Origin of the sequence: Pseudomonas delhiensis, from assembly GCF_900187975.1 — a bacterium.
GTDB lineage: Bacteria > Pseudomonadota > Gammaproteobacteria > Pseudomonadales > Pseudomonadaceae > Pseudomonas > Pseudomonas delhiensis.
On sequence record NZ_FZPC01000002.1, the window covers coordinates 120997 to 141807 of the forward strand.

The window sequence follows — 20811 nt, forward strand, 5'->3', positions numbered from 1 at the left end:
TCAGCAGTCCAGCGGGTTGCGTTTTTCCGGGTCGATGCCGAACCTGGCGATGGCCTCGGCCACCACTTTCGGTTCGATGTCGCCGCGGTCGGCCAGGGCTTCCAGCGCGGCCAGCACGACCCAGCGGCGGTCCACCTCGAAGAAGTCACGCAGCTTGCGACGGCTGTCGCTGCGGCCGAAGCCGTCGGTGCCCAGGACCTTGTACTCCTTGCTCGGGACCCACTGGCGGATCTGCTCGGCGTACAGCTTCATGTAGTCGGTGGAGGCGATGACCGGGCCCTTGCGGCCGCCCAGGCATTCCTCGACGTAGCTCAGCCTGGGCTTCTGGCCCGGGTGCAGGCGGTTCCAGCGCTCCACGGCCAGGCCGTCGCGGCGCAGCTCGTTGAAGCTGGGCACCGACCAGACGTCGGCGCCGATGCCGAAGTCCTCGCGGAGGATCTTCGCCGCGGCTTCCACTTCGCGCAGGATGGTGCCCGAGCCCAGCAGCTGCACCTGGTGGGCCGCGCCCTTGGTGTCCTCGTCGAGCAGGTACATGCCCTTGATGATGCCTTCCTCCACGCCCTTGGGCATGGCCGGCTGGACGTAGTTCTCGTTCATCACGGTGATGTAGTAGAAGATGTCCTGCTGCTCTTCGATCATCTGCCGCGAGCCCTCGCGGATGATCACCGCCAGCTCGTAGGCGTAGGTCGGGTCGTAGGTGCGGCAGTTCGGGATGGTCCCGGCGAGGATGTGGCTGTGGCCGTCCTCGTGCTGCAGGCCTTCACCGTTGAGGGTGGTGCGGCCGGCGGTGCCGCCGATCAGGAAGCCGTGGGCGCGGCTGTCGCCGGCGGCCCAGGCCAGGTCGCCGATGCGCTGGAAGCCGAACATCGAATAGAAGATGTAGAACGGCAGCATCGGCTGGTTGTGGGTGGAGTACGAGGTGCCGGCGGCGATCCAACTGGACATGGCGCCGGCCTCGTTGATGCCTTCCTCGAGGATCTGGCCCTTCTTGTCCTCGCGGTAGAACATCACCTGGTCCTTATCCACCGGCTCGTACAGCTGGCCGACGGAGGAGTAGATGCCGAGCTGGCGGAACATGCCTTCCATGCCGAAGGTACGCGCCTCGTCGGGCACGATCGGCACGATGCGCGGGCCGAGCTCCTTGTCCTTGACCAGTTGCGAGATGATCCGCACGAAGGCCATGGTGGTGGAGATTTCCCGGTCGCCCGAGCCGTCGAGCATGGCCTTGAGGGTTTCCAGCGGGGGAACCGGGACCTGGAAGCTCTTCTCGCGGCGCACCGGCATCACGCCACCCAGGGCGGCGCGGCGCTCGGCCAGGTATTTGGCCTCGGCGCTGCCTTCCTCGGGGCGGTAGAACGGCAGGTTCTCGAGGTCGGCATCCTTGATCGGGATGTCGAACTTGTCGCGGAACGACTTCAGGCTCTCGACGTCGACCTTCTTGACGTTGTGCGCGATGTTCTTCGCCTCGCCCGAGCCTGTGCCATAGCCCTTGATGGTCTTGGCCAGGATGACGGTCGGCTGGCCCTTGTGGTTGACCGCCTGGTGGTAGGCCGCATAGACCTTGTAGGGGTCGTGGCCGCCACGGTTGAGCTTCCAGATCTCGTCGTCGGAGAGGTCCTTGACCATCTCCAGCAGCTCCGGGCGCGCGCCGAAGAAGTGCTCGCGCACGTAGGCGCCGTCCTTGGCCTTGTAGTTCTGGTACTCGCCGTCGATGACCTCGTCCATGCGCTGCTGCAGCAGGCCGGCGGTGTCCTTGGCGAACAGCGGGTCCCAGAAGCGGCCCCAGATGACCTTGTTGACGTTCCACTCGGCGCCGCGGAACACGCCTTCGAGTTCCTGGATGATCTTGCCGTTGCCGCGCACCGGGCCGTCGAGGCGCTGCAGGTTGCAGTTGATGACGAAGATCAGGTTGTCCAGCTTCTCGCGGCCGGCCAGGGAGATGGCGCCCAGGGATTCGGGCTCGTCGCACTCGCCGTCGCCCATGAAGCACCAGACCTTCTGCTTGCCGGCGGGGATGAAGCCGCGGCTTTCCAGGTACTTCATGAAGCGCGCCTGGTAGATCGCCTGGATCGGGCCCAGGCCCATGGACACGGTGGGGAACTGCCAGAAGTCCGGCATCAGCCACGGGTGCGGGTAGGAGGACAGGCCGTTGCCGTCCACTTCCTGGCGGAAGTTGTTCAACTGGTCCTCGCTGATGCGCCCTTCGAGGAAGGCGCGGGCATAGACGCCGGGGGAGGCGTGGCCCTGGAAGAACACCAGGTCGCCGCCGTGCTCGTCGGTCGGGGCCTGGAAGAAGTAGTTGAAGCCGATGTCGTAGAGCGTCGCGGAGGAAGCGAAGGAGGAGATGTGACCGCCCAGATCCGGGTCGTGCTTGTTCGCCTTCATCACCATGGCCAGCGCGTTCCAGCGGACCAGCGAGCGAATGCGGCGTTCCATGAACAGGTCGCCGGGCATGCGTGCTTCGTGGGTCACCGGGATGGTGTTGCGGTAGGGCGTGGTGATGGCGTAGGGCAGTTGGGTGCCGGACCGGCTGGCCAGCTCGCCCATGCGGGTCATCAGGTAATGGGCGCGGTCTTCACCTTCACGGTCCAGGACCGATTCCAGGGCGTCCAGCCATTCCTGGGTTTCGACGGGATCGAGGTCTTGCATGGCTTGCTCCAGGGCGGAAAGGCTTCCAGAATCGAAAGCCAGTAGATCGTTGCCGATAGCCGCGCCGGCCTCGTGGGCGACGCCGCGAATTCTTGGAAGTGCACCGGGGGGGGTTCCGGCGGGTTGTAGTTTTACTACAAAACGCGATTGGATACAGCCCTTGGGCGAAAAAAGTTAGTAGTAAAACTACAGGCGCCCGAATGGCGGGGCTTCCGCGGGGTTGCCGTTCATCAGGATCGATGCATGACTCTGCCGTCCCGGGCCGCCTTGCCGGCCACCTTGAAGCCCCTCGCCGAGCGCGCGGGGCAGACCTTCAGTACCGCCGTGGCCGATCTTCCCGCCGAAAGCGCCGCCCTTCATGAGCAGTGGTCCGCCGAGCGCCACGCCGACTTCGCCCAGGTCTGCGCCGCCAGCGACTTCGTCGCCGAGCAGGCGGCGCGCGATGCCGCGGGTTTCCTCGAGCTGGTGGCCAGCGGCCGGCTGGACCGGCCGTTGGAGCGCGGCGAGATGCGCGCGCAACTGGAGGCGCTGCTGGCCGACTGCGCCGACGAGGACGAGCTGGGCCGCCGCCTGCGCCGCTTCCGCCGGCGCCAGCAGGTGCGCATCGTCTGGCGCGATCTGACCCGCGGCAGCGACCTGACCGGCACCTGCCGCGACCTTTCCGACCTCGCCGACACCTGCATCGACCTGGCCTACCGCTGGCTCTATGAAAGGCACTGCCAGCAGTTCGGCACGCCCATCGGCCACCGCTCCGGCCTGCCGCAGCAGCTGGTGGTGCTGGGCATGGGCAAGCTCGGCGCCGGCGAGCTGAACCTGTCCTCGGACATCGACCTGATCTTCGGCTACCCCGAGGGCGGCGAGACCCAGGGCGCCCGCCGCGCCCTGGACAACCAGGAGTTCTTCACCCGCCTGGGGCAGAAGCTGATCAAGGCGCTGGACGCCATCACCGTCGAAGGCTTCGTCTTCCGCGTCGACATGCGCCTGCGCCCCTACGGCTCCAGCGGCCCGCTGGTGCACAGCTTCGCCGCGCTGGAGCAGTACTACCAGGACCAGGGCCGCGACTGGGAACGCTACGCGATGATCAAGGCGCGGGTGGTCGGCGGCGACCAGGACGCCGGCCAGCGCCTGCTGGAGCTGCTGCGGCCGTTCGTCTACCGGCGCTACCTGGACTTCTCGGCCATCGAGGCGCTGCGCAACATGAAGCAGCTGATCCAGCAGGAGGTGCGGCGCAAGGGCATGAGCGAGAACATCAAGCTCGGCGCCGGCGGCATCCGCGAGGTGGAATTCATCGCCCAGGCCTTCCAGCTGATCCACGGCGGCCGCGACCTGAGCCTGCAGCAGCGGCCGCTGCTGCGGGTGCTGGCGACCCTGGAGGGGCAGGGCTACCTGCCGCCGCAGGTGGTCGCCGAGCTGCGCGAGGGCTACCAGTTCCTGCGCTACGCCGAGCACGCCCTGCAGGCCATCGACGACCGGCAGACGCAGATGCTGCCGGAGGACGAGCTGTCGCGCATCCGCGTGGCCTTCATCATGGGCTTCGCCAACTGGTCGGCGTTCCACGAGGCGATCAACCACTGGCGCGAGCGCGTCGACTGGCACTTCCGCCAGGTGATCGCCGACCCCGACGAGGACGAGAGCGGCGAGAACGAGGGCGCCACGCCCGGCGCCGAGTGGCTGCCGCTGTGGGAAGAGCAGATGGACGAGGAGTCCGCCTGCCGGCAGCTGGCCGAGGCCGGCTTCGCCGAGCCGGCGGCGGCCTTCAAGCGGCTCATCGACCTGCGCCACGGCAACCAGGTGCGCGCCATGCAGCGCCTGGGCCGCGAGCGCCTGGACGCCTTCGTGCCGCGCCTTTTGAACATGCTCGCCGAGCACGAGAAGCCGGACCTGACCCTGGAGCGCGTGCTGCCCCTGGTGGAGGCGGTGGCGCGGCGCTCGGCCTACCTGGTGCTGCTCACCGAGAACCCCGGCGCCCTGGAGCGGCTGCTGACGCTGTGCGCGGCCAGCCCGATGGTGGCCGAGCAGATCGCCAGGTTCCCCATCCTGCTCGACGAGCTGCTCAACGAGGGCCGCCTGCTGCGCCCGCCGCTGGCGCCGGAGCTGGCCGCCGAGCTGCGCGAGCGGCTGATGCGCATCCCCGAGGACGACCTCGAACAGCAGATGGAGACCCTCCGTCACTTCAAGCTGGCCCATGGCCTGCGCGTGGTGGCCTCGGAAATCGCCGGCACCCTGCCGCTGATGAAGGTCAGCGACTACCTGACCTGGCTCGCCGAGGCCATCCTCGAACAGGTCCTGGCCCTGGCCTGGCACCAGTTGGTGCAGCGCCACGGCCGGCCGCTGCGGGCCGACGGCACGCCCTGCGACACCGACTTCATCATCGTCGGCTACGGCAAGGTCGGCGGCCTGGAGCTGGGCCACGGCTCGGACCTGGACCTGGTGTTCATCCACGACGGCGACCCGCAGCGCGAGACCGACGGCGCCAAGCCCATCGACGGCTCGCAGTTCTTCACCCGCCTGGGGCAGAAGATCATCCACTTCCTCACCGCCCAGACCACCTCCGGTGCGCTCTACGAGGTGGACATGCGCCTGCGCCCCAGCGGCGCCGCCGGCCTGCTGGTGAGTTCGCTGGCGGCCTTCCAGGCCTACCAGCAGAACGAGGCCTGGACCTGGGAGCACCAGGCCCTGGTGCGCGCCCGCGTGCTGGCCGGCAGCCCGCGCGTGGCCGAAGCCTTCGAGGGCATCCGCGCCGCGGTGGTGGGGCGCCATCGCGACCTGGCCGAGCTGCGCCGCGAGGTCAGCGAGATGCGCGCGAAGATGCGCGACAACCTGGGCACCCCCGCGACCGCCGCCGGCACCGCGCCGAATGCCTTCGAAGCCGCGGCGCCCTTCGATCTCAAGCAGGATGCCGGTGGTATCGTCGATATCGAATTTATGGTGCAATATGCGGCCCTTGCCTGGTCGTGGCAGCACCCTGGGTTGCTGCAGTTCACCGACAACATCCGCATCCTGGAAGGGTTGGAGCGGGCTGGCCTGATCGCCAGCGAGGACGTCCGTTTCCTGCAGGAGGCCTACAAGGCCTATCGCGCAGCCGCGCACCGTCTGGCGCTGCAGAAACAGCCAGGGGTAGTGGGCGGCGACCGTTTCCATGAAGAGCGCCGCGGAGTGATGCGGGTCTGGCGCGAGCTCGAGCTCGCCTGATCCCGGGCAGTACGCACAGGTCGCCGGCGGGGCTGGGTTCCGCGGCGACCGGACGACGAATTTCTGTGAGGAGCTGGCAAATATGTCGATGGCCGATCGTGATGGCGTGATCTGGTATGACGGCGAACTGGTGCAGTGGCGCGAGGCGACCACCCACGTTCTGACCCACACCCTGCACTACGGCATGGGCGTGTTCGAGGGCGTGCGCGCCTACGACACCCCGCAGGGCACCGCGATCTTCCGCCTGCAGGCCCACACCGACCGTCTCTTCGACTCGGCGCACATCATGAACATGAAGATGCCGTTCACCAAGGAAGAGATCAACGAAGCGACCCGCGCCGCGGTCCGCGAGAACAACCTGGAAAGCGCCTACATCCGCCCGATGGTGTTCTACGGAAGCGAAGGCATGGGCCTGCGCGCCGCCGGCCTGAAGGTCCACGTGATAGTCGCCGCCTGGCACTGGGGCGCCTACATGGGCGACGACGCCCTGGAGCAGGGCATCAAGGTGCGCACCAGCTCCTTCACCCGCCACCACGTGAACATCTCGATGACCCGCGCCAAGTCCAACGGCGCCTACATCAACTCGATGCTGGCCCTGCAGGAAGCCATCTCCGGCGGCGCCGACGAGGCCATGATGCTGGACCCCGAAGGCTACGTGGCCGAGGGTTCGGGCGAGAACATCTTCATCATCAAGGACGGCGTGATCTACACCCCGGAAGTCACCGCCTGCCTGAACGGCATCACCCGCAACACCGTGCTGACCCTGGCCGACGAGCTGGGCATCAAGGTGGTGGAGAAGCGCATCACCCGCGACGAGGTGTACATCGCCGACGAGGCCTTCTTCACCGGCACCGCCGCCGAAGTCACCCCGATCCGCGAGGTGGACGGCCGGCAGATCGGCATCGGCCGCCGCGGCCCGGTGACCGAGCAACTGCAGAAGGCCTACTTCGACCTGGTCACCGGCAAGACCAGCGCCCATCCGGAGTGGCGCACACTGGTACGATAAGCTGCAAGCATCGAGCCTCAAGCCGCAAGCGGGAGCACTTCCGGCTTGCGGCTTGAAGCTTTCAGCTTGAAGCTTCCCGACTATGAATATTCTGATCGTAGGTCCCTCCTGGGTCGGCGACATGGTGATGGCGCAGACGCTCTTCGAGTGCCTGAAGCGCGAACACCCCGACTGCCAGATCGACGTGCTGGCGCCCGACTGGAGCCGGCCGATCCTCGAACGCATGCCCGAAGTGCGCCAGGCCCTGAGCTTCCCGCTCGGCCACGGCGTGCTCGACGTCGCCGCGCGCCGGCGCATCGGCAAGTCCCTGGTTGGCCGGTACGACCAGGCGATCCTCCTGCCCAACTCGCTCAAGTCCGCCCTGGTGCCGTTCTTCGCCGGCATTCCCCGGCGCACCGGCTGGAAGGGCGAGATGCGCTACGGCATGCTCAACGACATCCGCAAGCTCGACAAGCAGCGCTACCCACTGATGATCGAGCGCTTCATGGCCCTGGCCTACCCGCCGGGCACCGAGCTGCCCAGGCCCTACCCGCAGCCGCGCCTGGCCATCGACCCGGCCAGCCGCGACGCGGCCCTGGCCAAGTTCGGCCTGAGCCTGGACCGCCCGGTGCTGGCGCTGTGCCCCGGCGCCGAGTTCGGCGAGGCCAAGCGCTGGCCGGCGGAATACTACGCCAAGGTCGCCGAGGCGAAGATCCGCGCCGGCTGGCAGGTGTGGATCTTCGGCTCGAAGAACGACCACCCCGGCGGCGAGGACATTCGCTCGCGGCTGATCCCCGGCCTGCGCGAGGAGTCGCTGAACCTCGCCGGCGAAACCGCCCTGGCCGAGGCCATCGACCTGATGTCCTGCGCATCCGCCGTGGTCAGCAACGACTCCGGCCTGATGCACGTGGCCGCCGCGCTGAACCGCCCGCTGGTGGCGGTGTACGGCTCCACCTCGCCGCAGTTCACTCCGCCGCTGGCCGATGCCGTGGAAATCGTCCGCCTGGGCCTGGAATGCAGCCCCTGCTTCGACCGCGTGTGCCGCTTCGGCCACTACAACTGCCTGCGCGAGCTGCCGCCGTCGATGGTGCTGCAGGCGCTCGACCGCCTGGTCGCGGACCCGGTCGACGTCGAATGAGGGTACTGCTGATCAAGACGTCGTCCCTGGGCGACGTCATCCATACCCTGCCGGCGCTCACCGACGCCGCCCGGGCCATCCCCGGCATCCAGTTAGACTGGGTGGTCGAGGAGGGCTTCGCCGAGATCCCGGCCTGGCACCCGGCGGTGGCCCAGGTCATCCCGGTGGCCATCCGGCGCTGGCGCAAGAACCTCTGGCAGACCCTGAAGAACGGCGAGTGGCGGCGCTTCAAGAAACGCCTGCGCGAGGTCGACTACGACCTGGTGATCGATGCCCAGGGCCTGCTCAAGAGCGCCTGGCTGACGCGCTACGCGAAGAAGGTGCCGGTCGCCGGGCTGGACAGGGAGTCCGCGCGCGAGCCGGCGGCCAGCCGCTTCTACGACCGCGGCTACCGCGTCGCCTGGGGCCAGCATGCGGTGGAGCGCGTGCGCCAGCTGTTCGCCCAGGCGCTGGACTATCCATTGCCCGCGGGCGTCGGCGACTACGGGCTGGACCGCGGCCTGCTGATCGATCAGAGCGCCGGCGAGCCTTATCTGGTCTTCCTGCACGGCACCACCTGGGTCACCAAGCACTGGCCCGAGGCCTACTGGCGCGAGCTGGCCGAGCGCATGGGCGAGCGCGGCTGGTCGGTCAGGCTGCCCTGGGGCAACGACAACGAGCGCCAGCGCGCCGAGCGCATCGCCCAGGGCTTGGAAAACGCCTCGGTGCTCCCCAAATTATCCCTCGCAGGCATGGCCAAGGTCCTGGCCGGCGCTTCCGCCTGCGTGGCGGTGGACACCGGGCTCGGACACCTGGCCGCCGCCCTGGACGTGCCGACGCTGTCGCTTTTCGGCCCGACCAATCCCGGGCTGACCGGCGCCTACGGGCGTTCCCAGGTGCACCTGGCCAGCGACTGGCCCTGCGCACCCTGCCTGCAGAAGACCTGCACCTACCAGCCGACGGCCGAAGACAAGCGCCAGTTCGACCTGCGGCAAGAGCAGCCCCTGTGCTTCACGCGCCTGAACCCGCAGCGCGTGGCACTGCAACTGGAGGCGCTGCTGCTGGCCCCGGAGACGCTTCGATGAAACTGGCTTTCGTCCTGTACAAGTACTTCCCGTTCGGCGGGTTGCAGCGCGACTTCATGCGCATCGCCCTTGAATGCCAGAAGCGCGGCCATGCCATCCGCGTCTACACGCCGATCTGGGAAGGCGAGGTGCCGCCCGGCTTCGACGTGCGCGTGGCGCCGGTCAAGGCACTGTTCAACCATCGCCGCAACGAGAAGTTCAGTGCCTGGCTGGCCGCGGACCTGGCCCGCGACCCGGTGGACCGGGTGATCGGCTTCAACAAGATGCCCGGCCTTGACGTCTACTACGCCGCCGACGGCTGCTTCGAGGACAAGGCGCAGACCCTGCGCAACCCGGTCTACCGCCGCTGGGGCCGCTACAAGCACTTCGCCGACTACGAGCGGGCGGTGTTCGCCCCCGGGTCGAAGACCGAGGTGCTGATGATCTCCGAGGTCCAGCAGCCGCTGTTCATCAAGCACTACCACACCCCGATCGAGCGCTTCCACCTGCTGCCCCCGGGCATCGCCCAGGACCGCCGGGCGCCGGCCAACGCCGCGGAAATCCGCGCCGACTTCCGCCGCGAGTTCGAGCTGGCCGACGACGACCTGCTGCTGGTGCAGATCGGCTCGGGCTTCAAGACCAAGGGCCTGGACCGCAGCCTCAAGGCCCTGGCGGCGCTGCCGCGGGCGCTGCGCAAGCGCACCCGGCTGATCGCCATCGGCCAGGACGACCCCAGGCCCTTCCTGCTGCAGGTCAAGGCCCTGGGCCTGTCGGACCAGGTGCAGATCCTCAAGGGCCGCAGCGACATCCCGCGCTTCCTGCTCGGCGCCGACCTGCTGATCCACCCGGCCTACAACGAGAACACCGGCACCGTGCTGCTGGAGGCCGTGGTGGCCGGGCTGCCGGTGCTGGTCACCGACGTCTGCGGCTACGCCCACTACATCGCCGAGGCCGATGCCGGCCGCGTGGTGCCTTCGCCCTTCGAGCAGGACGCCTTCAACCGCATGCTGGCGCAGATGCTCGAAGACGACGCGGCGCGCGCCGCCTGGTCGCGCAACGGCCTGGCCTTCGCCGACACGGCGGACCTGTACTCCATGCCGCAGCACGCCGCGGACGTGATCCTGCAGGAGCGCCCATGAACACCCCTCTCCCCGGCTTCCCTGTAGGAGCGAGCTTGCTCGCGAACGCTTCCGCGCCGGACAGGTTCGCGAGCAAGCTCGCTCCTACGAAGGGTTTCCGCCATGAAGCTTGAGCTGCACGAGCCCTTCAAGCGCCTGTGGGCCGGCAAGGACCCCTTCGTCGAGGTGGAGCGCCTGCAGGGCAAGGTCTACCGCGAGCTGGAAGGCCGCCGCACCCTGCGCACCGAGGTCGACGGCCGTGGCTACTTCGTCAAGATCCACCGCGGCATCGGCTGGGGCGAGATCTTCAAGAACCTGCTCAGCGCCAAGCTCCCGGTGCTCGGCGCCGGCCAGGAGCAGCGCGCCCTGGAGCGGCTGCACCAGGCGGGCGTCGCGACCATGACCGCGGTGGCCTATGGCGAGCGCGGCAGCGACCCGGCGCGCCAGCACTCGTTCATCGTCACCGAGGAGCTGGCCCCCACCATCGACCTCGAACAGCTCTCGCTGAACTGGCTGCGCGAGCCGCCGGCGCCGCGCTTCAAGCGCGCGCTGATCGACGAAGTGGCGAAGATGGTCGGCACCATGCACCGCGCCGGGGTGAACCACCGCGACTGCTACATCTGCCACTTTCTGCTGCACACCGACCGGGCGCCGACGCCCGACGACCTGCGCCTGTCGGTGATCGACCTGCACCGCGCCCAGACCCGCGCCGCCACGCCGCGCCGCTGGCGCGACAAGGACCTGGCCGCGCTGTACTTCTCGGCGCTGGACATCGGCCTGACGCAACGCGACAAGCTACGCTTCCTGCGCGGTTACTTCCGCAAGCCCCTGCGCGACATCCTCCGCGAGGAGGCCGCGCTGCTCGCCTGGATGGAGCGCAAGGCCGCCAGACTCTACGATCGCAAGCAGCGCTACGGAGACCTGCTCTGATGTCGGGCTGGACCCTGGAACCCGCCTACAGCCACCTGTCCGCCGACTTCGGCAGCCTGGACGCGGTGTTCGCCCTGCAGGGCGAGCGCCTGACCAAGGACCCCAAGTCCGAAGTGATCCGCATCGAGCGCGACGGCGTGCGCTACTACGTCAAGCGCTACAACAGCGCCGGCAAGGGTTACCACCGCTACCTGGCGCGGCCGCGGATCAAGGCCGAGTGGCAGAACCTCAAGCAGTTCGCCAAGTGGGGCATCCCCACCGCCGAAGTGGTGGCCTGGGGCCTGGAGCGCCGGCGCGGCGCCTTCGTCCGCGGCGCCATGATCACCCGCGAGGTGCCGGACACCGAGGACCTGGCCGCGCTGGCCCGGCGCGACGACCCGCGCCTGCGCGACCGCGCCTGGGTCGACCACGTCAGCCGGCAGCTGGCGGCGCACACGCGGCTGATGCACGACCACCACTTCACCCACAACGACCTGAAGTGGCGCAACATCCTGGTCGATTCCGCCGGCACCGTGTATTTCATCGACTGCCCGATCGGCGACTACTGGGTCAGCTTCATGCTGCGCCACCGCATCACCAAGGACCTGGCGACCCTGGACAAGGTGGCCAAGCACCACCTCTCCGCCACCCAGCGCCTGCGCTTCTATCTGCAGTACCGCCGGCGCGAGCGGCTGAACGCCTCGGACAAGCAGCGCGTCCGGCGCATCGCCCATTTCTACGAGGGACGCGAGTGAACGACTTCATCGCCGACGACGACCGCGAGCGCCTGCAAAGCCAGGGCCTGGCCGGCTTCGACGCGCTCTGGACGCTGCCGCTGGAGGCGGTGGACGAGCCCAACACCGAGCGCGGCGGCTGGAGTAGCGTGTTCCGCCTGGAGCTGGAAGGCGGCGCCTACTACCTCAAGCGGCAGAGCAACCACCTCACGCGCAGCCTGCTGCGCCCGGGCGGCGAGCCGACCTTCGCCCGCGAGTTCCGCAACATCCAGCGCTACCAGCAGCTGGGCATCCCAGCGTTGCAGGCAGCCTTCTTCGGCGAGCGCCGAGAGGGCGGCGAACGCCGCGCCATCCTGGTGACCCGCGCGCTGGACGGCTGGCGCGACCTGGACGCCTGGCTGAAGGACTGGTCCGGCCTGCCGCCCGAGCGCCGCCAGGCCATCCTGCACGCCTGCGGCATGCTCGCCCGGCGCCTGCACGAGGCCGGGCAGATGCACGGCTGCTTCTATCCCAAGCACATCTTCCTGCGCGAAGCCGGGGACGGCTTCCAGGCCTGCCTGATCGACCTGGAGAAGACCCGCCCGCTGTGGTTCGGCCTGCGCGACCGCGTCAAGGACCTGGAGCCGCTGCTGCGCCGCGCCCCCGACTGGAGCGAGGTGGACGTGCGCCAACTGCTCGCCGCCTACCTGGGCAGCGCGGCCAACGGCGCCGAGGTGGACCACTGGTACAAGCGCCTGGGCGCGCGCCGGCGCAAGAAGGAGAAACGCGGGTGAGGCTGGGCGAACTGCGAGGCGCCGGGCGCCAGCCGACGCTGCCGCTGCGGCTGGAACTGGCCGATGGCGCCGGCCCCGCCGAACTGCGCCTGGACAGCCTGCTGCGTGTGCTGCCGGGCCGGCGCTACGTCGGTGCAGGCAACTGGCGCGGGCGCCAGGTGCTGGCCAAGCTGCTGGTCGGCGGCAAGGCCGCGCGGCACTTCCAGCGCGAGCTGGCCGGCGTGCGCCTGCTCGCCGAGCAGGGCCTGACCACGCCGCTGCTGCTGGCCGACGGCCTGGGCGAAGGCGAGGGCGGCTGGCTGCTCTTCGAATTCCTCGACGGCGCCGAAAGCCTCGGCGACGCCTGGCGCGCGGTGGAGGCCGAGTTGGCGCTGTCCGACGCCCAGCAGGCGGTGCTCGGCGAGGCCCTGGCGGCCATCGCCGAGCTGCACGCCAAGGGCCTTTGGCAGGAAGACCTGCACCTGGACAACCTGCTGCGCCACGACGGCCGCCTGTACCTGATCGACGGCGCCGGCATCCGCGCCGAGACGCCCGGCCAGCCGCTGTCGCGCAAGCAGGTGCTGGAAAACCTCGGGGTGTTCTTCGCCCAGCTGCCGGCCAGCCTCGACCCCTTCCTCGAAGAGCTGCTGGTGCACTACCTGCTGGTCAACGGCGAGCACGCGCTGCCGCTGGAGGCCCTGCAGAAGGAGATCGCCCGGGTGCGCCGCTGGCGCGTCGCCGACCTGCTGAAGAAGATCGGCCGCGACTGCAGCCTGTTCAGCGTGCGCCGCGGCGCCTTCGGCCTGCGCGCGGTGCGTCGCGAAGAGGAAGCCGGCCTGGCGCCGCTGCTGGCCGAGCCGGACGCTTTCATTGACCGGGGGCATGTCTACAAGACCGGTGGTGCCGCTACCGTGGCGAAAGTGGAGCTGGCTGGCCGGCCGCTGGTAGTGAAACGTTACAACATCAAGAACCTGCTGCACTGGCTCAAGCGCTTCTGGCGCCCCAGCCGCGCCTGGGCCTCCTGGCGCGAAGGCAACCGCCTGGAAGCCCTCGGCATCGCCACCGCGAAACCCCTGGCGGTGCTGGAACGGCGCTGGCTGTGGCTGCGCGGGCCGGCCTTCCTGATTACCGATTACCTGGGCGGGCAGGATATAATCGCCCGTTTCAAACCCCATCTGGACGATCCGGACGGGGCCGGCATGCCGCCGGAGGCCGAGCTGAAGGCCCTGGACAGCCTGTTCGCGGCGCTGCGGCGCGAGCGCATCAGCCACGGCGACCTCAAGGGCCACAACCTGTTCTGGCAGGGCGAGGGCGACGGGGGGCGCTGGGCGCTGATCGACCTCGACGCCATGCACAAGCACCACGGCCAGGCCGGTTTCGAACGCGCCTACGCCCGCGACCGCGCACGTTTCCTGCGCAACTGGCCGCAGGACAGCGCGCTCCACCGGCTGCTGGATGAACGCATACCCAAGGCCGGCGTCCAAGCGCAAGACCGACCCGGGAAGTGAAGGCTCCGACGAGCCGACGAAGATCATCGCCTGGGCCCCGCTGACGGGGCCGGGCTTTACCAAGAGGCAACACCAGTGGCATTGACCATCCTCGGCCTGTCCGGCGCCGTAAGCCATGACCCTTCCGCCGCCCTGTACATCGACGGCAAGCTGGTCGCGGCGGTCGAAGAAGAGCGCTTCGTCCGCGACAAGCACGCGAAGAACCGCATGCCCTACGAGTCGGCGAAGTTCTGCCTGGAGCAGGCCGGGATCAAGCCGTCCGACGTCGACGTGGTAGCCATTCCCTTCGCCCCCATCAGCCTGTTCGGCAAGGCCCGCTGGCACTACGCCAAGCGCTACGCCTACGCCCCGGACCGCGCGCTGGACGCCATCCTGCTCGGCAACCGCCGCTACAAGCGCTACTACAAGCGCATCCAGTGGTGCCTGCAGCAACTGGGCTTCGACCTGAAGAAGGTCAAGATCCAGCCGGTGGAACACCACCTGGCCCACGCCTCCAGCGCCTACCACTGCTCCGGCTTCAAGGAGAAGACGGCGATCCTCGGGATCGACGGCAAGGGCGAGTACGCCACCACCTTCTTCGGCTACGGCGAGAACGGCAAGATCCACAAGATCAAGGAATTCTACGACCCGGATTCCCTCGGCGGCCTGTACGGCGCGCTGACCGAGTACCTCGGCTTCGACATGCTCGACGGCGAGTTCAAGGTCATGGGCATGGCGCCCTATGGCGACGCCAGCAAGTACGATTTCTCGCGCCTGGCCAAGTTCGAGAACGGCGAGCTGATCATCAACACCGACTACGCCAACGTCATCGGTTTGCGCCGCTACAAGGAAAAGGGCAAGGGCTACTACTTCTCGCCCAAGCTGATCGAGTGGCTGGGGCCCAAGCGCGAAGGCGACATCGCCGACGACCCGTACATCCACTACGCCGCCAGCATCCAGGCGCTGTTCGAGAAGCTGGCGCTGGAGATGATGGACTACTACCTGGGCGACATCCTCCGCGAGACCGGCAAGATCGCCTTCGCCGGCGGCTGCGCGCTGAACGTCAAGCTGAACCAGAAGATCATCGCCCGCCCCGAGGTCAAGGAGCTGTACGTGCAGCCCGCGGCCAGCGACGCCGGCACCGCGGTGGGCGCCGCCGCCTACGTCTCCTGGGAGCGTGGCGTGCCGGTGGAGAAGATGGAGCACGTCTACCTCGGCCCGGCCTACAGCAACGAAGACGTCATCGCCGCCTGCGCCCGCCACGCGGCGGCGCCGGCCTGGCGCAAGATCGACAACGTGCCCGAGCTGATCGGCAAGGTGCTGGCCGACGGCAACCCGGTGGCCTGGTTCCAGGGCCGCATGGAGTTCGGCCCGCGCGCCCTGGGCGGGCGTTCCATCCTCGGCTGCCCGAGCGTGCCGGGCGTGGCCGACCGGATCAACGCGCAGATCAAGTTCCGCGAGCGCTGGCGGCCGTTCTGCCCGTCGATGCTGGATACCGTCGGCCCGCAGATGTTCAGGATCGACCACCCGGCGCCGTTCATGACCTTCACCTTCGAGGTCAACGAGGAGTGGAAGACCCGCGTGCCGGAAGTCGTCCACGAGGACGGCACCTCCCGCGCCCAGGTGCTCAAGCGCGAGTTCAACCCGCGCTACTACGACCTGATGAAGGAGCTGGAGAAGCTCACCGGCAACGGCGTGGCGCTGAACACCTCGCTGAACCGCCGCGGCGAACCGATGATCTGCTCGCCGACCGACGCGCTGAACATGTTCTACGGTTCGGACCTGCAGTACCTGATCATGCAGGACATCCTGGTGGTCAAGGAAGGCGCGGCGGCCTATGACTCGCTCGGCTGAACCGCGGGTCCTGCAGTTCTGCCACGGCTATGACGGGCCCTTCCTGGATTGCGCCCGTCAGTACGCCAGCCTGTTCGCCGGCACCGGCTACCGGGTGACCACGGTGTTCCTCACCGGCGCGCCCGACGCCGAGGTGGCCGCCGGCTGCGCCAGCGACGAGGTGCTGTTCCTCGACTACAGCTCGAAGGACGTGCGCGGCCTCAAGCTGCGCGCCATCCGCGACCTGCGCGAGATCGCCCGCTCGCGGGACTTCCGCTTCTGCATCGCGCACCGCTTCAAGCCGACCTGGGTGGCCATGCTCGCCACCCGCCTGCCGGTGATCGGCGTGCACCACGGCTTCGGCGACTACCGCCGGCTCGGCCGCAAGCTGTTCGCCAAACTGTTCGCCAAGCGCCTGAGCCTGCTGGCGGTGTCCAACGCGGTGCGCGACGAGCTGCGCCAGTGCCTGCCGGCCTGGCCGGCCGAGCGCATCGAGACGCTGTACAACCGCGTCGACGTCGACGCCCTGCAGGCCGAGCAGGTGGAGCGCTACCCGGCGCGCCAGCACCTGCGCCTGGCGGACAACGCCTGGGTGGTCGGCAACGTCGGCCGCCTGCACCCGGACAAGGACCAGGCCACGCTGCTGCGCGGCTTCGCCGCGGCGCTGCCGCAGCTGCCGCCGGCCGCGCTGCTGGCGATCCTCGGCAAGGGCCGCCTGGAGGAAGACCTCAAGGAACTGGCCCGCGAGCTGGGCATCGCCGAACGGGTGCTGTTCCTCGGCCAGGTGCCGGACGCGCGGCGCTACTTCAAGGCCTTCGACGTCTTCGCCCTGAGTTCCGACCACGAGCCCTTCGGCATGGTCCTGCTGGAGGCCATGGCCGCCGGCGTGCCGCTGATCTCCACCGCCGGCGGGGGCACCGGCGAGATCGTCGAAGGCCTGGGCATCCTCTTCCCGCTGCGCGACGACGCGGCGCTGGCCCAGGGCCTGGGGCACCTGGCCGCGCTGGACCGGCAGCAGCGCGAAGCCTGCGCCCGGCTGATGGACGAGCGCCTGCGTAGCCGCTTCTCCGACGAGGCGGTGCGCCGGGAGTTCTGGAGCCTGCCGCTGGTCCGCGCGCTGACGCGCGGTGCTTCCGAATAGACTGCCCGCTGGCCGGGATGCGAAAAGGTGAGTCTTGAAAGTCCTGTTTCTGGTTCAGAAAGAACAACGCGCCATTCTCGACCGCCTCTACGACGGCATCGCCGAACACTGCGAATGCGACCTGCGCTGGCTGAGCAGTGACGAGCAGGCCAACCTGCGCCGCTACTTCCGCGAGCAGGTGGACGTCACGCGCTACGACCGCATCCTGTTCTTCCTGCGCTTCAAGAAGGAAATGCGCCAGGCTTCCTTCATCGCCAGCGTGCCGAACCTGGTGATCCTCGAACACGACGCCTACCAGAACTACATCCCCTGCAAGTACACCGGCAAGTTCAGCGCCCACTACCGGCGCATGCCCTGGGCGCGGGTGATCAGCTCCGGCGCGGTGGTCGCCCGGCGCCTGCGCGAGGAAGGCTTCGACGCCGTCTTCGTGCCCAAGGGCTACGACCAGGACCTGCTCCACGACCTGGGCCGCGAGCGCGACATCGAGCTGGCCTTCGTCGGCAGCACCGGCAGCGTGGCCTACAGCGGGCGCAAGGCGCTGCTGGACGAACTGGGCAAGGTGGAGAACCTGCTGGTCACCAAGACCAACTCCGGCGCGGACTACCTGAACACGCTCAACCGCATCCGCTTCTTCGTCAGCGCGGACGTCGGCATGGGCGAGTACATGATCAAGAACTTCGAGGCCATGGCCTGCGGCTGCGTGCTTTTCGCCTACGATCAGGGGGAAGAGGAGAACCGCGCGCTGGGCCTGGCCGACATGCAGAACGTCGTCTTCTACCGCGACATCCCCGAGCTGCGCCGCAAGCTGCAGGTGCTGCGCGAGGACCCCGCCCTGGCCGCGCGCATCGCCGAACAGGGCCGCCGGCTGGCCGGGGAAGGCTTCGGTTTCAGCCGCATCGGGGCGCGCATCGTCGAGGCGATGGCACCACCCTTGCGCCCTCGCCCGCAACCGGGCAGGCTGGAACGATTACGCCGGGCCTTGGGAATTTGAACATTCATGCGTCGAAGCTTTCGCGGCGGCCGTCGGGGCCGGAGGTGGTCGTGGCCAAGCCGCTGATCTCCGTGCTGGTACCCTGTTACAACCGCGAACGCTACATCGAGGAGGCACTGCTGAGCATCCTCGCGCAGGACTACCCGAACTTCGAGCTGATCGTCGTCGATGACGGCTCCCAGGACGCCAGCGCCGAGAAGATCGAGGCCTTGCGCCAGCGCTACGGTTTCCAGTTCTACCGGCAAGCCAACCAGGGCGTGAGCGCCGCCCTGAACACGGCCCTGGGCCATGCCCGTGGCGAGTTCATCGCCACCCCCGACTCCGACGATGTGATGCTGCCGGGCCGCCTGTCGCTGCAGGCCGCCTACCTCGAGGCGCATCCCCAGGTGGGCTGCGTCGGCGCGCGGGTGATCTACGTCGACGCCGAAGGCCGGCGGCTGAAGGCCGAGGAGGGCAAGCCGCTGCGCAGCTACAGCTTCGTCGAGCTGCTGTCCCGCGCCCATGCCATCGGCGCCCCCGTGGCCATGTATCGACGCGAGGCGCTGGACCGTGCCGGTGGCTATGACCCGGAGATTCGCATCCAGGATTTCCAGATCACCCTGAAGATCGCCCACCTGGGTTATCGCACGGATGTGCTGCCGGAGCTGGTGACGCTCTACCGCAGGCACTCGGGCAACATGTCCAAGACCGCCTACCAGCGGCAGCTCGACTACGACCTGATGGCCATCGCCCCCTACCGCGGCCAGCCCGGCTACTCGCAGGGTTTCACCTGCGTGATCAACAAGGCGCTCAAGCACTCGGTGGTGTCGGACAAGGCCTATGCCCTGCGGCTTCTGCTGAGGCTGCCGCCGTGGCGCTGGAACCGCGTGACCTGGCGCCGCCTGCGCCACCTGTTGTTCAAGTTCCACGAGGGATGAGCGCGTTCGGGATGAAGTCGATGTTATTGCAGGCATGGCAGACCTGGCGGCCCGCCGCGGGCCGGGGCGGCGTGCCTGTCGCCCGCCGGGACCGCGTGGCCGAGGCGATGCTGGGGTTCGGTGTGTTCTGGACCCTCGCCGGGGTGCTGCTGACGCCGACCATGAAGTTCTACTACACCACGGTGGCGCTGTTCGTGTACCTGCCGGCGCTCTGGCTGGTGATCGCCCGCCGCGCCGAACTGGGGCGGCTGATCGGTGAGCGCAGGGAAATGTGGTTGTTCTTGGCGCTGTTCGCCTGGGCCAATCTCTCGCTGCTGTGGGCTGTCGGGGATTTCGACCGATTGTCGCGGGTCAAGCAGTCGAGCCTCTTCGTGTTGCTGGTCTGCGGCTGGTTGCTCTGGGCGCGGGCCAGCGAGCCACGCCTGCGCGGTACCCTGGTAGCGCTCGGCGTGCTCAACAGCCTCTATTGCCTGGCCGCGCTGCTCTGGGCCCCGGCCTACGCGCCCGGGCGCCTGAACGGCTTCGGTGGTTTCCTCGACAATCCCAATGCGGCCGCATACGCCACGGCTTTCCTGCTGGTGATGGCGCTGCCATTGCGCCCGGCGGGGCGCGGCTGGCGGCTGGCCTGGTTGCTGCTGCAGCTTCCCCCGCTGTTCTACGTCGCCCTGTGTGGCAGCCGCGGAGCGTTGCTGGCGCTGATGGCCACGGCGACGTTCTGCCTGGTGCTGCTGCCGGGCTGGCGCTGGCGCCTGGCTGCCCTGTCGACCCTGGTCGGCGGGGCCGCGCTGTTCTGCCTGGAGCCGAGCCTGATGGCACGGGGGGATTCGGAGCGGCTGGAACTGTTGCGCAGCGCCTTGCCGATCCTGCGCGAGCATTTCTGGATCGGCGTGGGCTATGGCACCACCTACGAGGTCCAGGGCTGGGCCGGCGGTTACCATGGCAGCACCCACAACTTCCTGCTGCATACCGCCTTGCAGTACGGGATTCCGGCGCTGCTCGTCTGGCTGCTGCTCTGGGCGATGCTGGGGCTGCGGGCCTGGCGTAGCCGCCATACGCAACTGGGCCTGGCGCTGCTGCTGCTGTGGGTCTTCGCCAGCGTGGCCATGCAGTTCGACGTGTTCAGCCTGTGGGAGCGCACCCGCGCCATGTGGCTGATGCCCTGGGCGGTATTCCTGCTCGGCCTGAGCCTGGAGCGCCCGGCTGGGGAGACCGGCGGCGAACTCAACCGGCGTTGAGGATGCCCTGCAGTTCGCGGGCGTCCCAGCGTACCTTGCCGTGGCGCAGGTAGCCCGCGCTCAGCTCGTTGCCCTTGTCCGCCAGCAACCACTGCCGATCCTCGGCGTAGCGCAGCATATGCGCGAAGTTGCGCTTGCGCTGCAGGCGGCCGAGGGCGCGGCGCTGGGTCTTCATGTCGGCGATGTCGATCAGCCCCAGTTCGCCCTGCGGGGTCTGCACCACGTTGCCCAGGTGCAGCGAGCGGAAGTACACGCCGCGTTCGTGTAGGCGGGCGATCAGCTCGCCCAGGCGCTCGCGCAGGGCGCCGCCGGCCTGGCCGGCGGCGATCAGCTGGCGCAGCGTCTGGCCCGGCAGCGGGCGGTAGTGCACCAGGTCGCGGGCGATGGCGGGCACGCGGTAGACGCCGATCACCTCGGGGCAGGGGATGCCCAGCCGCTGCAGGGCCAGGGCGTTGTCGGCGAAGCGCCGGGCGTAGGGGTAGAGCGCCGCCGAGGAGACCAGCCGCTTGCGCCGGAACAGCTTGACGAAGTTGCCGTCGGGCAGGCGCAGGACCTTGTCGCCATGCCCGTCGGCTTCCAGCACTGTGGCACCGGCGCGCAGCGATTCATAGGCGGGAAGGTCTAGCTGTTGCATACCGGGGTTCCTGGACGGGGCCGGCTATAGTAGCCCAGGCGCCGGGCAAACGA

At 68.6% G+C, this 20811-nt stretch carries 16 protein-coding genes; 14 read left to right on the forward strand and 2 right to left on the reverse strand.

Features of this window, described 5'->3' with window-relative positions:
* Positions 1 to 2649, reverse strand: a complete 2649-nt coding sequence (aceE, locus tag CHC02_RS02440; RefSeq protein ID WP_089389931.1) for a pyruvate dehydrogenase (acetyl-transferring), homodimeric type — start codon at positions 2647 to 2649, stop codon at positions 1 to 3.
* A 243-nt stretch (positions 2650 to 2892) separates the two neighbouring features.
* Between aceE and glnE the strand changes: the two genes are divergently transcribed.
* From glnE to CHC02_RS02510, 14 genes are all read left to right on the forward strand, one after another.
* Positions 2893 to 5841: a bifunctional [glutamate--ammonia ligase]-adenylyl-L-tyrosine phosphorylase/[glutamate--ammonia-ligase] adenylyltransferase gene (gene glnE / locus CHC02_RS02445; RefSeq protein ID WP_089389932.1), complete on the forward strand. Its 2949-nt coding sequence runs from the start codon at positions 2893 to 2895 to the stop codon at positions 5839 to 5841.
* 82 nt (positions 5842 to 5923) lie between these two features.
* Positions 5924 to 6847: a branched-chain-amino-acid transaminase gene (gene ilvE / locus CHC02_RS02450; RefSeq protein ID WP_089389933.1), complete on the forward strand. Its 924-nt coding sequence runs from the start codon at positions 5924 to 5926 to the stop codon at positions 6845 to 6847.
* A gap of 82 nt (positions 6848 to 6929) precedes the next feature.
* Positions 6930 to 7964 carry a lipopolysaccharide heptosyltransferase II gene (gene waaF, locus CHC02_RS02455; protein WP_089389934.1) on the forward strand — a complete coding sequence of 345 codons (1035 nt, stop codon included), beginning with the start codon at positions 6930 to 6932 and terminating at the stop codon, positions 7962 to 7964.
* Complete coding sequence (gene waaC / locus CHC02_RS02460) at positions 7961 to 9028, forward strand: lipopolysaccharide heptosyltransferase I (RefSeq protein WP_089389935.1); 1068 nt, start codon at positions 7961 to 7963, stop codon at positions 9026 to 9028. The genes waaF and waaC overlap by 4 nt, the downstream gene beginning before the upstream one ends.
* A complete protein-coding gene (locus tag CHC02_RS02465) occupies positions 9025 to 10146 on the forward strand; it encodes a glycosyltransferase family 4 protein (RefSeq protein ID WP_089389936.1) in 1122 nt (373 codons plus the stop codon). The genes waaC and CHC02_RS02465 overlap by 4 nt, the downstream gene beginning before the upstream one ends.
* Positions 10147 to 10248: 102 nt before the next feature.
* Positions 10249 to 11055, forward strand: a complete 807-nt coding sequence (gene rfaP, locus CHC02_RS02470; protein WP_089389937.1) for a lipopolysaccharide core heptose(I) kinase RfaP — start codon at positions 10249 to 10251, stop codon at positions 11053 to 11055.
* Positions 11055 to 11789 carry a lipopolysaccharide kinase InaA family protein gene (locus tag CHC02_RS02475; RefSeq protein ID WP_089389938.1) on the forward strand — a complete coding sequence of 245 codons (735 nt, stop codon included), beginning with the start codon at positions 11055 to 11057 and terminating at the stop codon, positions 11787 to 11789. Before rfaP ends, CHC02_RS02475 begins: the two co-directional genes overlap by 1 nt.
* Positions 11786 to 12541: a lipopolysaccharide kinase InaA family protein gene (locus tag CHC02_RS02480; RefSeq protein WP_089389939.1), complete on the forward strand. Its 756-nt coding sequence runs from the start codon at positions 11786 to 11788 to the stop codon at positions 12539 to 12541. The genes CHC02_RS02475 and CHC02_RS02480 overlap by 4 nt, the downstream gene beginning before the upstream one ends.
* Complete coding sequence (locus CHC02_RS02485) at positions 12538 to 14028, forward strand: lipopolysaccharide kinase InaA family protein (protein WP_089389940.1); 1491 nt, start codon at positions 12538 to 12540, stop codon at positions 14026 to 14028. Before CHC02_RS02480 ends, CHC02_RS02485 begins: the two co-directional genes overlap by 4 nt.
* A 75-nt stretch (positions 14029 to 14103) precedes the next feature.
* Positions 14104 to 15861, forward strand: coding sequence for a carbamoyltransferase family protein (locus tag CHC02_RS02490; protein ID WP_089389941.1), 1758 nt, complete (start codon positions 14104 to 14106; stop codon positions 15859 to 15861).
* Positions 15845 to 16981, forward strand: coding sequence for a glycosyltransferase (locus CHC02_RS02495; protein ID WP_089389942.1), 1137 nt, complete (start codon positions 15845 to 15847; stop codon positions 16979 to 16981). Before CHC02_RS02490 ends, CHC02_RS02495 begins: the two co-directional genes overlap by 17 nt.
* 34 nt (positions 16982 to 17015) lie before the next feature.
* Entirely contained in the window at positions 17016 to 17972 is a 957-nt protein-coding gene (locus tag CHC02_RS02500; protein WP_089389943.1) for a glycosyltransferase family protein, read from the forward strand.
* Positions 17973 to 18022: 50 nt separating this feature from the next.
* Positions 18023 to 18889 carry a glycosyltransferase family 2 protein gene (locus tag CHC02_RS02505; protein WP_089389944.1) on the forward strand — a complete coding sequence of 289 codons (867 nt, stop codon included), beginning with the start codon at positions 18023 to 18025 and terminating at the stop codon, positions 18887 to 18889.
* A 71-nt stretch (positions 18890 to 18960) separates the two neighbouring features.
* Positions 18961 to 20124: an O-antigen ligase family protein gene (locus CHC02_RS02510; protein ID WP_244160896.1), complete on the forward strand. Its 1164-nt coding sequence runs from the start codon at positions 18961 to 18963 to the stop codon at positions 20122 to 20124.
* Here CHC02_RS02510 and CHC02_RS02515 read toward each other — a convergent pair.
* On the reverse strand, positions 20111 to 20758 hold the full coding sequence (locus CHC02_RS02515) for a lipopolysaccharide kinase InaA family protein (protein WP_089389945.1): 648 nt from the start codon (positions 20756 to 20758) through the stop codon (positions 20111 to 20113). The two genes, CHC02_RS02510 and CHC02_RS02515, sit on opposite strands and share 14 nt — an antisense overlap.
* Positions 20759 to 20811: the final 53 nt, after the last annotated feature.

Excerpts from the sequence above, each read along its gene's own strand:
- CHC02_RS02465 (WP_089389936.1), top strand. The coding sequence starts at position 9,025 with ATGAAACTGGCTTTCGTCCTGTACAAGTACTTCCCGTTCGGCGGGTTG.
- CHC02_RS02515 (WP_089389945.1), bottom strand. The coding sequence starts at position 20,758 with ATGCAACAGCTAGACCTTCCCGCCTATGAATCGCTGCGCGCCGGTGCC.
- waaF (WP_089389934.1), top strand. The coding sequence starts at position 6,930 with ATGAATATTCTGATCGTAGGTCCCTCCTGGGTCGGCGACATGGTGATG.
- CHC02_RS02495 (WP_089389942.1), top strand. The coding sequence starts at position 15,845 with ATGACTCGCTCGGCTGAACCGCGGGTCCTGCAGTTCTGCCACGGCTAT.
- CHC02_RS02475 (WP_089389938.1), top strand. The coding sequence starts at position 11,055 with ATGTCGGGCTGGACCCTGGAACCCGCCTACAGCCACCTGTCCGCCGAC.
- aceE (WP_089389931.1), bottom strand. The coding sequence starts at position 2,649 with ATGCAAGACCTCGATCCCGTCGAAACCCAGGAATGGCTGGACGCCCTG.
- glnE (WP_089389932.1), top strand. The coding sequence starts at position 2,893 with ATGACTCTGCCGTCCCGGGCCGCCTTGCCGGCCACCTTGAAGCCCCTC.
- ilvE (WP_089389933.1), top strand. The coding sequence starts at position 5,924 with ATGTCGATGGCCGATCGTGATGGCGTGATCTGGTATGACGGCGAACTG.
- rfaP (WP_089389937.1), top strand. The coding sequence starts at position 10,249 with ATGAAGCTTGAGCTGCACGAGCCCTTCAAGCGCCTGTGGGCCGGCAAG.
- waaC (WP_089389935.1), top strand. The coding sequence starts at position 7,961 with ATGAGGGTACTGCTGATCAAGACGTCGTCCCTGGGCGACGTCATCCAT.